11 protein-coding genes and 1 pseudogene are annotated in these 15,361 nt (G+C 59.5%); 10 read left to right on the top strand and 2 right to left on the bottom strand.

Annotated elements, in window-relative coordinates:
- The first annotated feature begins 49 nt into the window (after positions 1–49).
- The gene (glf, locus tag L1C91_RS08635) at positions 50–1,216 is read left to right on the top strand and encodes a UDP-galactopyranose mutase (protein WP_234858909.1); all 1,167 of its coding nucleotides are present in this window, start codon (positions 50–52) and stop codon (positions 1,214–1,216) included.
- Between the two features lie 380 nt (positions 1,217–1,596).
- Positions 1,597–1,884, top strand: a pseudogene (locus L1C91_RS08630) (RtcB family protein); the annotation flags it as partial.
- 55 nt (positions 1,885–1,939) lie between these two features.
- Here the strand turns inward: L1C91_RS08630 and L1C91_RS08625 are convergent.
- Positions 1,940–3,532 carry a DUF5129 domain-containing protein gene (locus L1C91_RS08625; RefSeq protein ID WP_234858908.1) on the bottom strand — a complete coding sequence of 531 codons (1,593 nt, stop codon included), beginning with the start codon at positions 3,530–3,532 and terminating at the stop codon, positions 1,940–1,942.
- Positions 3,533–3,612: 80 nt separating this feature from the next.
- The gene (locus L1C91_RS08620; protein WP_234858907.1) at positions 3,613–3,849 is read right to left on the bottom strand and encodes a hypothetical protein; all 237 of its coding nucleotides are present in this window, start codon (positions 3,847–3,849) and stop codon (positions 3,613–3,615) included.
- Between the two features lie 410 nt (positions 3,850–4,259).
- Between L1C91_RS08620 and L1C91_RS08615 the strand changes: the two genes are divergently transcribed.
- The 8 genes from L1C91_RS08615 (at position 4,260) to L1C91_RS08580 (ending at position 15,291) form a co-directional block, all read left to right on the top strand.
- Positions 4,260–6,443: a hypothetical protein gene (locus L1C91_RS08615; RefSeq protein ID WP_234858906.1), complete on the top strand. Its 2,184-nt coding sequence runs from the start codon at positions 4,260–4,262 to the stop codon at positions 6,441–6,443.
- 244 nt (positions 6,444–6,687) lie between these two features.
- The gene (locus L1C91_RS08610; protein ID WP_234858948.1) at positions 6,688–8,625 is read left to right on the top strand and encodes a glycosyltransferase; all 1,938 of its coding nucleotides are present in this window, start codon (positions 6,688–6,690) and stop codon (positions 8,623–8,625) included.
- On the top strand, positions 8,618–9,181 hold the full coding sequence (locus L1C91_RS08605) for a phosphatase PAP2 family protein (RefSeq protein ID WP_234858905.1): 564 nt from the start codon (positions 8,618–8,620) through the stop codon (positions 9,179–9,181). Before L1C91_RS08610 ends, L1C91_RS08605 begins: the two co-directional genes overlap by 8 nt.
- Positions 9,182–9,216: 35 nt before the next feature.
- Positions 9,217–10,182: a decaprenyl-phosphate phosphoribosyltransferase gene (locus L1C91_RS08600; RefSeq protein WP_234858904.1), complete on the top strand. Its 966-nt coding sequence runs from the start codon at positions 9,217–9,219 to the stop codon at positions 10,180–10,182.
- Between the two features lie 259 nt (positions 10,183–10,441).
- Positions 10,442–11,518: an alpha/beta hydrolase gene (locus L1C91_RS08595; RefSeq protein ID WP_419178731.1), complete on the top strand. Its 1,077-nt coding sequence runs from the start codon at positions 10,442–10,444 to the stop codon at positions 11,516–11,518.
- A gap of 240 nt (positions 11,519–11,758) precedes the next feature.
- A complete protein-coding gene (locus tag L1C91_RS08590; RefSeq protein ID WP_234858903.1) occupies positions 11,759–13,711 on the top strand; it encodes an alpha/beta hydrolase-fold protein in 1,953 nt (650 codons plus the stop codon).
- Positions 13,711–14,274, top strand: coding sequence for a DUF732 domain-containing protein (locus L1C91_RS08585; RefSeq protein ID WP_234858902.1), 564 nt, complete (start codon positions 13,711–13,713; stop codon positions 14,272–14,274). Before L1C91_RS08590 ends, L1C91_RS08585 begins: the two co-directional genes overlap by 1 nt.
- A gap of 90 nt (positions 14,275–14,364) precedes the next feature.
- Positions 14,365–15,291: a cutinase family protein gene (locus L1C91_RS08580; RefSeq protein WP_234858946.1), complete on the top strand. Its 927-nt coding sequence runs from the start codon at positions 14,365–14,367 to the stop codon at positions 15,289–15,291.
- Positions 15,292–15,361 lie beyond the last annotated feature (70 nt).

Raw genomic sequence — 15,361 nt, 5'->3', positions numbered from 1 at the left:
CGCCGTGTGAACAGCACACACCCCGCACCGACGTGTAAATTTGAACAACATGACCTATGACCTCATCGTTGTCGGATCCGGCCTCTTCGGACTCACCATCGCAGAACGCGCAGCACACGCAAACAAACGAGTCCTCATCGTCGAAAAACGCCCCCACCTGGGCGGAAACGCCTACTCCGAAGCCGACCCCGACACCGGCATCGAGGTCCACAAATACGGCGCCCACCTCTTCCACACCTCCAACAAACGCGTCTGGGACTACGTCAACCAATTCACCACATTCACCGGCTACCAACACCGCGTCTTCGCCATGCACAAAGGCCAGGCCTACCAATTCCCCATGGGCCTAGGCCTCATCGCACAATTCTTCGGCAAGTACTACAGCCCCGAAGAAGCCAAAGCACTCATCGCCGAACAAGCCGCGGAAATCAACACCGACGAAGCCACCAACCTCGAAGAAAAAGCAATCTCCCTCATTGGCCGCCCACTCTACGAAGCCTTCATCCGCGACTACACCGCCAAACAATGGCAAACTGACCCCAAAGAACTCCCCGCCGGCAACATCACCCGCCTACCCGTCCGCTACAACTTCGACAACCGCTACTTCAACGACACCTACGAAGGCCTACCAACAGACGGCTACGCGGCCTGGCTAGAAAACATGGCCGCCTCTGACAACATCGACGTACGCCTCGACACCGACTGGTTCGATGTCCGCGAACAAGTACGCGGCGAAAACCCTGATGCTCCCGTCGTCTACACCGGGCCCCTCGACCTTTACTTCAACTACGAGGCCGGCAAGCTGGGCTGGCGCACCCTCGACTTCGAAACCGAAGTGCTTGACATCCCCGACTTCCAGGGCACCCCGGTCATGAACTACAACGACGCCGAATACCCCTACACCCGCATCCACGAATTCCGCCACTTCCACCCCGAACGCGCCGACACCTACCCGACGGACAAAACCGTCATCATGAAGGAATACTCCCGCTTCGCCGAAGGCGACGACGAACCCTACTACCCAATCAACACCCCGGAAGATCGCGAAAAGCTGCTCCGCTACCGCGAACTCGCAGAAGCAGAAACCGCCAACAACAAGGTCTTCTTCGGCGGACGCCTCGGCACCTACCAATACCTCGACATGCACATGGCCATCGCCTCTGCGCTGAGCATGTGGGACAACAAACTCGCCGAACTCCTAAGGGTCGACGCTTAAAAACGCCTAAAAACCTCCTCAAACCTCCTAAAGACGCTGCGGGCGGACCGCCCACACCCCCAACCCCTGCTACCCCCAGATGTGGTAGGGGGTATGGACTAACGGGGCGTCATTAATTAATTAATATCTTCCGCCATGCGTGCTAACGGATACAGGTTTCACTGGCAAGAACAGCAAACATTGCTGTAACCTGGTCCTTTGCGTACCCGCGCACTGGACAGCCAGTGTGCACAAAGGGGGAACCTCGTAGCCAACACACCTTAAACCCAAGGTAAAAGGCGCGCATAAACACAACACCTTCTCGTGTACTGGCACACGGTCGCCGGCAAACAGCCACACAGCGGCCGAAAACATTCGACCACTACATGGAAGGTTTTTTCATGCACAACGTAAAGGGCACCTGGGGCCAAACCCAGGACAACACCACCGCACAGAGCACCCGCGTACCAGTGCACAACTTCGCCAGCATTCTGGATCCCAAGGTGACCGAACAGGTCAGCCTGACCGCCAACATTCCCTCCGTCGCCCCACACGTCGCCCTCATGCCCGACGCCCACTACGGGCTCGGAAGCAGCGTCGGCACCGTATTCGGAACCAAAGAGGCCGTGATACCCGCCGCCGTCGGGGTCGACATAGGCTGCGGGATGATAGGGGTGCTCACCGACCTCAACGTCAAGGGAACATAGCGCAGTTTCAGGTGGCGGTGCGGGTCCGGGCTGGGGCTTACCAGCTGCTGGAGCCGCCACCACCCGAAAAACCCGGGGTGGAATAGCCGACCGACACCCCGGAGGAATCGCCCGTATCCCAAGAATTGTCGCTGGCCGTGTCGTGCGAATGCCAAGTGCTCATCACCACGTACGGCGTGTAACCGTGGTAGCCGACGCCGGGGCGCCAATCATCGGCACTAATGGTGGGCTTCGGATGCTTGGCGGATTCGGTGACCCCGTCGAGTTCCTCAGCACTGATTGCCTTCATCACCACCGCGGCGTCAGCAATGAGAAGCGTGAATGCGTCGACGAAGCCCTCCTGTTGGGGATCATCCATCAGGACTTTCGCGCGGGCTTGCAACTGCGTGAGTTCCTCGGCGAAGCGTTCGTTGCTGGTGCCGAGGGCTGCCTCCTTAAAGTCTTCGCGCAGGCGCATCGCTTCGCGGATACGGGTGGCCTTGTCACCATTTTCGATGTCGTAGAGCGTATCGATGTTGGACATCGCGTTGCGCATCAACGACAGGGAGTTGTTTGCCGAGTAAAGGTCCCGCCCATGCTTCGTGAGCTGCTTATCGGAGGGATTGTCGGGGATCTTAGCGAGGGTCGAATCGATGGACAGGAATTGTTTGCGGACCTCCTCCCATTGATGGCGAAGCTCAGAATCGGCGAGGTCGCTGCGCAGGCTGTTGGCACGGATGTCGTATTCGTCGAGCTTGGGGGCGATTTCGGCGTGGCCGGTGGTGACGGTTTCGTACAGTCTGCGGTCGCGCTTGCGGTCCTTGCGGGAATTTTTGAAGATGAGCCAGACGACGCCGATCGGGACGAGGATTCCGATGGGCAAAGCGGTGATTTTGCTGAACCAACTCTGCTGGCGGTCATCGTCGGGGGTGTTGCCAATGAGGGTTTCGGGGTCGATGGTGGCTTGGGCGCCGGCGAAGAGGCCGCCCGCGAGGTTGCCGCCGCGCAGCGAGGGCTTCATCGCTTCGAGGGAATTGTGAAGGCGGGGGCCGCGGTTGAGGGTGAGGGCGGCGCAGGCGTCGTCGCCGCAGTAGATGCCGTTGCGGCGGGGTTCGAGGCCGACTGCGACGATGAGGTGGCCGGGGGCCCATTTGGTGGCGCCATCGTTGAGGAGGTCGGGGCGCTGCTCCTTGGCGAAATTCAGCATCCCCTCGTTGAAATCCTCGCTGTTGTGCGCCAGCAGTAGGTAATCGACGGTGGTGACCTGATCGGGGAAATCGAGTTTTTCGGTTTCGGCGGTGAGGAAGGCTTCGTCTTCGTCGGTGAGCTCGGAGCTGTCGGACCAGACGGTGACCGTGACGTGGTCGGTGGAGGGGGTGGATTGTGTAGAGAGAGTGGCCTGTGCGGAGAGGGCGGGGTGCGAGGCAGGGAGTGCGGTGGTGGGGAGGGAAGTGGCGAGGATGAAGGTGGCGATGGCGAAGATGGAGAGAGCGGCGGTGAAGGTCGCTTTCAACGCTGCGGTTGATGCTGCGCTTAATACTGCGGTTGTCGCTGTGGGGGCGCTGGTGGTGCTGGTGGCGCTGGCTGTGGTGAGTGCTGCCATGGATGAATTTGGGCGGTGAAAGTGGCGGCGAGGGTGGGCTGTGGTCATGGGGCCAATGTTAACAACGAAAGGGTGGGTAGGTGCGGGGAAGGGGTGCTGAGGGGTTGAGGCTGCATGTGGTTGCGTTTTCAGGTGTTTTCAATAATGGATAGTCGCCCGGTGTTGGTTTTGAAGCGGGTGTGGGGAGCCAGCTGGTCTAGTTCGTTAATGGTGCATGAGATAACTAGTGGGGCTTCTAGCTGGGTGTCTTTAGCAGCCCTAGTGTGAAGGTAGGTTTGGGCGATTTCTTCCAGGTTAAGGGACAAAATGTGTGTCTGTTGGCGGCTGGTGCGGGTTTGTTTTCCCTCGGTGTCCCGGGCGTGCATGCGGGCGGTGACTTTAGCCAGAGCAGCCCGTAGGGTTGCGGCTTGGTTCGCGTGCAGTTGTTGTGATTGTCTCCGTGACGGGCTGAGGTGCGTTTGCTCGTTGCATTTATTGAAAAACGGTTTGAAAATGAGACCGCATGCAGGGTTGTGCGTGAGTGTCGCGGATGCTTGCGGTTAGGGTTCACGCACGGCTGTTCTGTGCAGGCGCCATCCACGAAAACTTCCCCGCCCCAAACCCTCTCGGCGCACGCACCTCCAACGCCGCAGCGCAGCCCCGGTGAGGCAACCCACCCCCGACCCCTCACACGCCTACCATTACCACAGTATTTCGCACGCCCCAGCCCCCGCGGCGCGGAGCCCCAGCCGATACGTCCCTCACGTCTTTTGCAGGAAACCACAGGAGGACCCCAGTGGACGGCACCCCTCGCCCCGAACCCCACCGCGCCCACCCCGACGCCGACGCCCCCACCCGCGCCACAAACATGCGGGACACAACCACACACCCCACAACCAAGCACTCATCCCCCTATTCCCTCTCCGTTTCCCTCTCCTCGGCCTGGCTTTCCGCCCTCATCCTGGCCGCGTTCGCCGGCGTCGGCGGCTGGGAACGCCGCTGGATGAGCGACGACGGCCTCATCGTTTTGCGCACCGTCCGCAACCTCCTCGCCGGCAACGGCCCCGTGTTCAATGCCGGTGAACGAGTCGAAGCGAACACCTCCACCCTGTGGCAGTACCTCATTTATGTGGGCGCCCTCCTCACCCCCGCCCGTCTGGAGATCATTGCGTTGTGGCTGGCCTTGGGCTTTACTGTGGCGGCGATGGTCGCGGCGTCATTGGGTTCGGCGAAGCTGTATCGCGTTAAGGGCTCCAATCTACGGAGCCGTCTGCTCTTCGTTCCGTTGGGTGGGTTGGTGTATCTGGCGTTGCCGCCCGCGCGCGATTTCGCGACCTCGGGTCTCGAGTGGGGCTTGAACATCTTTTGGGTCGCGGTCCTGTGGTGGGTGCTGGTGACGTGGGTGCGTAACGATTCGCCCGGTGTGCTCAGCTTCGCAGCACTGTGGTGCGGCCTGAGTTGGCTGGTGCGCCCCGAGCTTGCTTTGTATGGTGCGATCGCTGGGCTTGTGCTGCTGTTGGGGGCGGGTTCGTGGCGGCGGCGCGGCTTGATTATGGCGGCAGCTCTGCCTCTTCCCGCTGGTTATCAGCTGTTTCGTATGGCGTATTACGGTTTGTTGGTGCCGCAGACGGCGGTGGCGAAGTCCGCGAGCGATGCGGAGTGGTCGACCGGTTGGGCGTACGTGACTGACCTGTTTGAGCCCTACAGTTTGTTGTTTGGTGTGGTTGCTGCGGCGGTCGCTGGGGTGTTGGTTGCGGTGTGGTTTGGGGTAGATCCGCGGCTGTTGGCGTCGCGCGCGCGTGCTGTGGGCGTTCCGGTGGCGGCAGCTGATGGTGAGGATTCTGGGGTGATGACGTCGCGGGGGTTGCGGGTGCGTCGCCCTGTCACTGTTGTGGTTGTGATGCTGGTGTGTGGTGTGTTGCATGGGCTGTATGTTGTTCGTGTTGGTGGGGATTTCATGCATGGGCGCATGCTGTTGATCCCTTTGTTTGCGTTGTTGTGTCCGTTGATGGTGGTGCCGGTGTGGTTGCTGGCGGCGGGTGGCGCTGAGGCCAGCGGAAGGGGCGACGTCATCACCCGTAGCGCACCTAACGCACCTAGCGCCCGCAGCGACCGAAGTGCCCGTACCACCAGTGCGAAGGGCGATGCGCGCGGCCGTGCTGTTCTTCCGGCGTTGGCTGTGGTTGCTGCGGCTGCGGCCGGGGGTTGGGCGATCGCCACGGCGCATGCGGGCACCGATTGGCAGCCGCCGGATAAGGATCTGAATAAGGAGTTGGGGGTTATTGACGAGCGGGAGTTTTGGATGTGGTTTAGCGGCCACACTGCCCAGGATCCTCCGCTGGTTGCTAGCGACTTCCTCGATATTGACCGCATGTGGGGTTATGAGGAGGCGATTGAGCGTGCCTATGAGCAGCCAACGGGGATGATTTTGTCGATCCAGAGCCAGGAGCCGGGGCATCCCTTCAATTGGATGACGGTTCCGGGGATGGAGCCTGGCACTCCGGATCCGGATGGTTTGGTGACGCTCCGTCCGACGGTCGCCTACATCAACCTGGGCATGACCGGTATGAATGCGCCTTTGGATATTCGCGTGGTGGATACGGTGGGTTTGGCGAATCCGGTTGCTGCCCGTCAGCCGCGTATTGAGGGTGGCCGGATCGGTCACGACAAGATGTTGCCGTTGGAGTGGGCGTTGGCGGATTCTTCGACGCGGATGGATATGGTGCCGGGGTATATCAGCACTCCGGGGACTATTGAGGCGCGCCGGGCTATTCATACGGATGATTTTGTGCGGATTTATCGCAGTTATCGTCAGCCGTGGTCGCCGCGGGTGGCTTTGTCGAATATTAAGTTTGCGTTGACGAGGGGGCGGACGATCGAGTTGGAGAAGGATCCGGAGGATTATCGTGATCAGCCGGAGGTGCCGGGTGCGGTGTTGGCGTGGCCGACGGAGATTCATCTGGATGATCGTGAAGGCTAGTTTGGTCTAGCGTGGTGCAGTGCGTGCGGGTTGGGTGGTAGCCGCGCGCCGCATGCCGTGGTGGGGTTGCTGCGGCTAGGGTTGAGGGAGATATGTGCGTGCCTTCGTTGGGTGCGCGCGCGTCACGAGATCCGAAAGGCTAGAGGTTTTTACCTTGAGTGAACGAACGACCGTTAAGTCTGACACTGTCGCGAATGCCGGCGCCCAGAATGCTGGCGCTCAGAAGGGTGGGGGCCCTGAGCAGTTGCAGCGCGTGCTGTTGCCGCGTTTGGGTGAGCCGCATGATGTGCGCACCTTGTATGTGTTGGAGGCGGAGACTAACCGGGAGCGTGCCCGGTGGGATAATCGCACCCAGGTGCGTATTCCGGCTGGTTCTGAGTTGAGTTTCCAGACGTATTTCAATGCGTTTCCGGCGAGTTATTGGCGTCGCTGGTCGCAGTTGTCTCGTGTTCTTTTGCGTGTTGACGTCGCGGGGACTGCGCGTGTGGATGTCTACCGCTCGAAGATTGATGGCAGCCGTATTGGTGTTGAGGGCAAGGTTGTTTCCGATGGGGTGGCGGAGTTCGATTTGGATTTGGCGCCGTTTGAGGATGGGGGTTGGTATTGGTTTGATGTGACGGCGGAGTCGGATACGGAGATTGTGTCGGCTGGCTGGTTTGCGGCTGAGGCGCCTGGTCCGCAGGTGATGCCGGATGGTAGTACGGTGGGGCCGTTTGAGCCGCGGGTGACTGTGGGTATTCCTACGTTCAACCGTCCTGCTGATGCTGTTGCTGCTTTGGAGGCGTTGGCTTCTGATCCGGCGGTGGATGCGGTGATCGATACGGTTATTATGCCTGATCAGGGTAATAAGCATCCTGCAGATGAGCCTGGGTATGCTGCCGCGACTGAGCATTTTGGGGATCGGTTCTTTGAGTTCCGCCAGGGCAACCTTGGTGGTTCGGGTGGTTATTCGCGCATCATGTACGAAGCTTTGGGCGGTCCTGATGGAACTAAGCCTGCTGGTGCAAAGAAGTCTCCTTACATTTTGTATATGGATGACGATATTGCGATTGAGCCGGATAGCGTGTTGCGTGCGTTGCAGGCTGCGCGTTATGCGAAGACGCCGACGTTGATTGGTGGCCAGATGCTGAATTTGCAGGAGCGCAGCCACCTGCATTCGATGGGTGAGGTCATTAATCGCGCTGATTTCATGTGGACGTCGGCGCCGCATGTGCACTATGACCATGATTTTTCCGAGATGCCTTTGAGTTATAAGGGCAGTCCGAATGATAAGCCGGATGCGAAGAATTCTCGTGATCTGCACCGCCGAATCGATGTTGATTACAACGGCTGGTGGATGTGCATGATTCCACATGTGGTTGCGGAGCGTATTGGACTGCCGCTGCCGTTGTTCATTAAGTGGGACGACGCCGAGTACGGTTTGCGTGCTGGTAAGGCTGGTTTTCCGACGGCAACATGGCCGGGTATCGCGATTTGGCATATGGCGTGGTCGGATAAGGACGACGCGATCGATTGGCAGGCCTATTTCCATTTGCGTAACCGTTTGATTGTTGCGGCGATGGATCACGATGGCCCGGTCAAGGGCATTATTCGCTCGATGCAGAAGGCGACGCTGAAGCATTTGTTGTGCTTGGAGTACTCGACGGTCGCTATTCAGAATGAGGCGATGAAGGACTTCTTGGCGGGTCCGGATCAGTTGTTTGACATTTTGGAGACGTCGTTGCCGAGGATCGCTGCGATTCGTAAGACGTATCCGGATGCGGTGGTGTTGCCGACGGCTGCGCAGTTGCCGAAGCCGACGGGTGCACCGGGTGTTCCGACGAAGGATATTGGTGGCCGTTTGGCTCCGGTGAAGAAGGCTGTGTGGTTGGCGAAGGGTTTGAAGCATTCGCTGACTAAGGAAGATCCGGCGCATCATGATGTGCCTCAGGCGAATTTTGCTCCGATCGAGGCGCGTTGGTTTAGCTTGTCGCGTGTTGACGGCGCGACGGTGACGACGGCAGATGGTCGCGGCGTCGTGTATCGCCAGCGTGATTTGAATAAGGCGAAAGATTTGTTGAAGGAATCGCGGCGTTTGCAGAAGCTTGTTGAGGAGCGTTTTGATGAGCTTCGCGGGCAGTATCGCGCTGCTCATAGCCGTTTGAGCAGTCTTGATGCGTGGAAGGACATCTTTGATGCCTAGTTCTTCGCAGGCGCTGTTGCGTGATGTTGCCGACCGCTGGTCTGCGTGGAAGGCGGGCCCTGAGTGGGAGGCCGATGCGTTGGTGGCGATTCAGTCTGCGACTCATGACGTCGCGGGGGTTCTGCCGACTGCGCGTGTGATGTCGCACGTGGGGGAGCATGCCCTTGGTTGGTTGGGTTTGTCTGCTGCTGGCGCGTTGTTTGATAAGCGTCGTCGTCGCCAGTGGTGTGGGCTGGGTACGGCTGCGTTGGTTGCGCATGCGGCGAGTGTGGTGTTGAAGCGGGTTGTGCGCAGGCCGCGGCCTCATGATGAGCGCATCGTGGTTGGCGTGTCGACACCGTCGAACCATAGTTTTCCCAGTTCGCACGCGACGTCAACAACTGCGACGATGGCTGCGTTGGCTGTGATGACTGGTTCTTCTGTGCCTTATGTTGGTGCGGGCGCTATGATGCTTTCCCGCATGATTTTGGGTGTGCATTATCCGACGGATGTCACCTGTGGTGCCTTGGTAGGTGTGGCGGCGGCGAAGGCCGTCATGCCGTACTTTGAGGGTTAGACAAGCTTTTTTACTTCTTTGGGAGAAAGACGATCGTGAGCACTGGACTTGGATCTGAACCGCATACTCGCGGTATCGAGCCCACCGAGGGCAAACCTCCGAAGGGGCTTGTTGATGGGATGATCAAGGCGTTGCGCCCTAAGCAGTGGGTGAAGAACGTCCTGGTGCTTGCCGCGCCTGCGGCCGCGGGTTCTGAAGTGCTGCTGAATGGCCGCACCCTTGCCGATGTTGGCATTGCGTTTGTGGCTTTTTGCTTCGCGGCGTCATCAATTTATTTGATTAATGATGCTCGTGACGTTGAGGCTGACCGGGCGCATCCGAAGAAGCGTTTCCGCCCGATCGCTGCTGGTGTGTTGCCGGTGAATGTGGCGTATGTGATGGCGGTGGTGCTGATTGTTGCGGCGCTTGGGGTGAGCCTGTTGGCGACTGCCGGGCATGCCTTGGGCATTGTTGTCGCCGTTTATATTGCGCTGCAGTTGGGTTATTGCTTCAGTTGGAAGCATCAGCCGGTGTTGGATATCGCGTTGGTGTCCAGTGGTTTTATGCTGCGTGCGATGGCCGGTGGTGTTGCTGGCGGGATTGATTTGTCGCAGTGGTTCTTGCTGGTGGCAGCGTTTGGTTCGTTGTTTATGGCGTCGGGTAAGCGTTATAGCGAAATTTTGTTGGCGCAGCGTTCTGGCGCGAAGATCCGGAAGTCTTTGGAGGGGTATACGCCGACGTATTTGCGTTTCGTGTGGACGTTGTCGGCGACGGCTGTGGTGATGAGCTACGCGTTGTGGGGTTTTGGTTTGTCGAAGGCTGCTGGGGGCGCGGCGGGTGTGTGGTATCAGGTGTCGATGGTGCCGTTTACTGTGGCGATTTTGCGTTACGCTGCCGATGTTGACCGTGGTGATGGCGGGGCGCCGGATGAGTTGGCGTTGAGTGACCGTACGTTGCAGGTTCTTGCTTTGGCGTGGGTGTTCTGCGTCGGTATGGCCGTGTATGTGGTCCCGTTGGTGTAGGTGTGGGCTAGTACGTAGTTAGGCAGTGTTTCCCCAGGTGGCTTATGACTGGTGTGAATGTTGTTAAGTAGTGTTACCCCGAGGTTGGGGTAGTCAGGCGAAAGTGACTTGGTTTTTCTCCGCTGACGTGTACTTTAAAACTTGGTAACGTTTTGGTCTCGGTGGCCGATGTTCCACATGTTAAGCAATTTTGACCTCGGTAAAACTTGCTCGAAAAAGGCTCAATCTGGCCACCTTAGAGGCCCTACAAAGGAGTGCAATGACGACTCGACACACAGCCCGCACCGGCTTGCTCGGCACACTGCGCGGCATCAAGAGCTCCGCGAAGTCGATCTCGCGGAAGGTTGCAGCCACCGTTGTCGCGGCGGCAACCGTCTGCAGCATCGGAATGGTGGGCACGGGCACCGCCCACGCAGGCAACCGCGATTGGCTGCGCCCCGACAACACTGGCTCCTGCGATTGGGACCCGGTTGGTTTCTGGGTTCAGCGCTGTGACGTGTGGAGCCCCGCAATGGGCCGCAACATTCCCGTCCAGATTCAGCCGGCTGGCCGCGGCGGTAACGCTGGCCTCTACCTGCTCGACGGCATGCGTGCGACCGACTACTACAACGCGTGGACCCATGATGCTAACGCTCCTGCGGCCTACGTTGACCACAACATCACCTTGGTGATGCCTATCGGTGGCGCGGGTTCCTTCTACGCTGACTGGGATGCTCCGGCCAACCTGTCTTCCATGTCTTCGGCTCCGGTGATTTACAAGTGGGAGACCTTCCTCACCTCTGAGCTGCCGGCCTACCTGCAGCAGCACTTCGGTGTTGACCCGCACAACAACTCCGTCGCTGGTCTGTCCATGGGCGGCACCTCTGCGATCTCCTTGGCTGGTAATCACCCGGATCAGTTCCGTCAGGCAATGTCCTGGTCTGGTTACCTGACCACCACGATGCCCGGCATGCAGACCCTGCTGCGTTTGGCTCTGCTGGACACCGGTGGATTCAACGTCAGCGCAATGTACGGCATCTTGATCAACCCCCGTCGCTTCCACGATGATCCTTTCTGGGCCACCGGTGGGTTGCGCAACACCGATGTCTACATTTCTGCGGCTACCGGCCTGTGGGGTCCGCAGGATGCCGGTATTCCGACCATGCAGAAGATCAACGGCTCTGTTTTGGAGGCGGTGTCCCTGGAAACCACGCTGGTGTGGGAAGCCAAGGCGCGCGCTGAGGGCATCAATGTCACCAACCACTACCGCCCGAACGGTATCCACGCGTGGAACCAGTGGAATGACGAGCTCTACCTCACTCGCGAGCGCGTGCTCAACGTGATGAACGCCTGGTAATAATTCCTGGCGCCGCCCCTAGCCCCCGGATGTACTCTAAGTAGTGCGCCCGGGGGTTTTGCTATTGGGGTAGGGGGAACACGCCGGGCCGCCCCTAATGCAAAAGTCTAAAGTTTAACTTAAACTTGAGGGTGCTTTATTTTAAGTACTTCACGACTGCCCTTTCCGGAGGCGGGGAACCTCCGGAGACCGCGGGAGTCAATTCAGTCACCCCTTTTTTCAGTCACTTAAGGATCTTTCATGCGCGACACCGCAATCAAGACCCGCCGCAACAAGCTCATTGCCGCCCTCGCGGTTCCCTCCGCACTTGCGATCGGCACCGGACTCATCGTCTTCCCCGCCGACAAAGCCGAGGCTGAACAGCGCGATGTGCTGGCTCAGGGCTCGAGCTTCGGCAGCTCCGAAATCTCCGGCTACCTCAAGGACGACAATGTCCCCGAGCGTAGCCCCATCCGCACCGACTTCCCGAAGATTGACGGCCTGCCCGACGGCGTATCCGTCGAACGCCAGGAGTGGTTGTCGGACCGCCGGGTCGCACTGTTCATCCGCTCCGCTGCTATGCCCGAGCAGTTGGTTCAGGTGCAGCTGCTGTTGCCGCGCGATTGGTACTCCCAGCCGGGCAAGAAGTTCCCCGAGGTCTGGGCACTCGATGGTCTGCGCGCGACCGATAAGGAAAACGGCTGGACCATCAACACCAACATCCAGCAGTTCTTCTCTGATAAGAACGTCATCACCGTCCTGCCGGTCGGCGGCGAGTCCTCTTTCTATTCCGACTGGGACCGTGAGGACAACGGCAAGAACTACAAGTGGGAAACCTTCCTCACTCACGAGCTTCCCGCGGTGTTGCACAACGGGTACCGCTCCAACGGCACCCGCGGTATTTTCGGCCTGTCGATGGGTGGCACTGCTGCTGTTAACCTGGCTGAGCACCGTCCCGACATGTTCAACTTTGTCGGTTCTTTCTCCGGCTACTTGGATACCACTAGCCCCGGAATGCCGCTGGGTATTCAGGGTGCGCTGAAGGATGCCGGTGGGTACGATGCGACTGCAATGTGGGGCCCGTTGGGCTCTCAGAAGTGGGTCGACCACGACCCGAAGCTGGGTATCGAGGCTCTCAAGGGCAAGACCGTTTACGTGTCCGCTGGTAACGGTGCGGATGATTTCGGCCAGAACAACTCGGTCGCAACCGGCCCGGCCAACCCCGCGGGTGCCGGCCTTGAGGTTCTGTCGCGCATGACCACCCAGACCTTCGTCAATAAGGCGAAGGCTGCGGGTGTTCCCGTGATCGCCCACTTCCGCCCCTCCGGCGTGCACAACTGGCCGTACTGGCAGTTCGAGTTGACCCAGGCGTGGCCTCAGATTGCTGATGCGCTGGCTCTCGATAAGGAGGATCGCGGTGCGGATTGCGCCCCGGTCGGTGCGATCGCCGAGGCCACCAAGGGTGGCGAGTTCGGCAAGTGCGTTAATAACGAGTACGACATGGCCGGCGGTAAGGCGGAGGACTTCCGTAACGGTCGCGCCTACTGGCACCCGGAGACCGGCGCTCACGTGCTGGTTGGTCTGATCAGCGCCCGCTACTCCGAGATAGGTGCGGCGGATTCGTGGCTTGGCTTCCCGCTGACCGGCGAGCAAGGTACCCCGGATGGCGTCGGACGCTACGTGCACTTCCAGAACGGTTCCATTTACTGGACCCCGAAGTTGGGCGCGCAGCCGGTGCCGAAGGACATGTTCGATGCATGGGGCGCTACCGGTTGGGAGAACGGCCCGCTGGGTTACCCCGTGGCGGAGCCCAAGGAATTGGGCGGCAAGCTGGTTCAGCAGTTCCAGCACGGCTACGTCGTCCGCAATGGCGACAAGGCCTTCGTTGTTCACGGCGACATCGCTAAGCGCTACGGTTCGATGAACACCACTAATTCGAAGCTTGGTGCACCGACCTCTAACGAGATTCCGCTGAAGGGCGGCGTGGTGCAGCACTTCGATAATGGTTCCTTCTATTGGACCCCGGAGACCGGCGCGAAGTTCATCTTCAACGGCCCGATACGTGACGCCTGGGGTGCTAGTGGTTGGGAGAACGGCCCCTTCGGTTGGCCGACCAAGGACCAGGAGGCCATCGCCGCTGGTGGCGAGACCATATCCTTCCAGCATGGCACCATCAAGCAGGTCAATGGCCGCGTGATCGAGGAGCGCAACTAATGCGTGCCCCGAAGCAGTTGGTACGTAAGAATGCTGGCCTGGCGCTAGCCGGCGTGCTGCTGCTAGGCGGGCTTGCGGCCTGTGGCTTCGCGACGTCATCAAGTGATGACGCCGACCCTGCCGCAACGTCGAGCTCTAGCCTGGCGCGCGCAGACAAGGATGCTTCCGGGCAGAAGTCTGGCGACAAGAGTCAGGATGCGAAGGCTGGTGATTCGGCGAAGAAGGACCACAATGGTGGGGCTGCGAAGTCTGCTCAGGGTGGTGCCGCGGTCAATGACCAGCCTGCGGAAGAGGTGTCGGAGGTGCCTTCGTTTAAGGATGACTACAGCGACGAAGACCACGCCTACCTGGATGATTTGAAGGATAAGGGCATCGACCCGAAGGGGATCGAGGCGCAACTGATCGGCACCGCCAGCGAGGTGTGCCGCGCGAAGGATGCCGGGGGAGAGTCTTTCCTGGTTGAGCCCATCGCGGGGCAGTTGGTGGAGTTGGGGCACACGGATTTGTCGCTCGAGGATGCGCGGACTGTCATCACCCAGGCAGCACAGCGAGCTTATTGCTAACGCTGCTAGGGTGGTGGCCCCACACAACGTGACGGAAGGGTTGTACTGATGGGCCGAAACGCTAGGGGTGCTGGACAGGATCGTTCCAGCATCGGCAAGTTGTTGATCGCCGTGTTGGCGGTGTTGGTGGTTATCGTGATTGGCGTTGGGCTGATGCGCCATTTCGAGGGACCTTCGGACACTGGGCCAACGGAAACGACCACTAGCCCTGATGCTGAGGGCCCGAAGCAGCCGGAGTGGTGCCCGTCGGTGGAGTTTATTTCTGCCCCGGGCACGTGGGAGTCATCCTCGGATGATGATCCGCTGAATCCGACGTTTAACCCGATGAGTTTTATGCTCAGCGTCACTAATCCGTTGAAGGAGCGTTACCCGGAGGGTGAGCCGGGTGGCGTGAAGATTTGGACTGTCCCGTACGCGGCGCAGTTTAAAAACCTGGGTGCTATGCACGAGATGGGTTATGACGATTCCCGTACCGAGGGCGCCAATAAGGTTGCCGCGGAGCTGACGATGATGCACGAGCAGTGCCCGCTGACTGATTTTGTGATGGCTGGGTTCTCGCAGGGTGCGGTGTTGTTGGGCGATATTGCTAATGAGATCGGCACGCAGGATATTCCGGTTCCGGCTGAACGCATCAGGGGTGTCGCCTTGGTTGCGGACGGTCGACGGGAGCCTGGGGTTGGCCAGACGGCGGGTATTGAGGTTGGGGGTGTTGGCGCGGAGGTGTCGCTCCGGTCGCTCAATGCTCTTGCCCAGGTGGTGACGCCTGGTGCGACGATGCGTGGCCCCCGGCCGGGTGGTTTTGGCAGTTTGAATGATCGGGTGTTTGAGATTTGTGCGCCGGATGATTCGATTTGTGACGCCCCGTTGGGTGTTGATGATGCGATTGGTCGCGCGCAGGCACTGGTTGATGCCAATGGTGTGCATGCGATGTATGCGACAAACCCGGTGATTTTTGAGGGGACGACGACGAATCAGTGGTTGGTCCAGTGGGCTGAGAATCTCATTGGGGCACCGTAGTCCTTAGCGACACGCGGGGGGCGAAACATTACAGCAATGTAATGTTTGTCGCTCCCAAACCTATATATTT

It is taken from the genome of Corynebacterium argentoratense (genome assembly GCF_021491455.1).
GTDB classification, from domain to species: Bacteria; Actinomycetota; Actinomycetes; order Mycobacteriales; family Mycobacteriaceae; genus Corynebacterium; species Corynebacterium argentoratense_A.
This window is presented reverse-complemented; position numbering and strand designations above follow the sequence as displayed.

What these genes read in the sequence shown, in the direction of transcription:
- glf (WP_234858909.1), top strand. Translation starts at nt 50, where the DNA reads ATGACCTATGACCTCATCGTTGTCGGATCCGGCCTCTTCGGACTCACC.
- L1C91_RS08625 (WP_234858908.1), bottom strand. Translation starts at nt 3,532, where the DNA reads ATGACCACAGCCCACCCTCGCCGCCACTTTCACCGCCCAAATTCATCC.
- L1C91_RS08595 (WP_419178731.1), top strand. Translation starts at nt 10,442, where the DNA reads ATGACGACTCGACACACAGCCCGCACCGGCTTGCTCGGCACACTGCGC.
- L1C91_RS08585 (WP_234858902.1), top strand. Translation starts at nt 13,711, where the DNA reads ATGCGTGCCCCGAAGCAGTTGGTACGTAAGAATGCTGGCCTGGCGCTA.
- L1C91_RS08620 (WP_234858907.1), bottom strand. Translation starts at nt 3,849, where the DNA reads ATGCACGCCCGGGACACCGAGGGAAAACAAACCCGCACCAGCCGCCAA.
- L1C91_RS08590 (WP_234858903.1), top strand. Translation starts at nt 11,759, where the DNA reads ATGCGCGACACCGCAATCAAGACCCGCCGCAACAAGCTCATTGCCGCC.
- L1C91_RS08605 (WP_234858905.1), top strand. Translation starts at nt 8,618, where the DNA reads ATGCCTAGTTCTTCGCAGGCGCTGTTGCGTGATGTTGCCGACCGCTGG.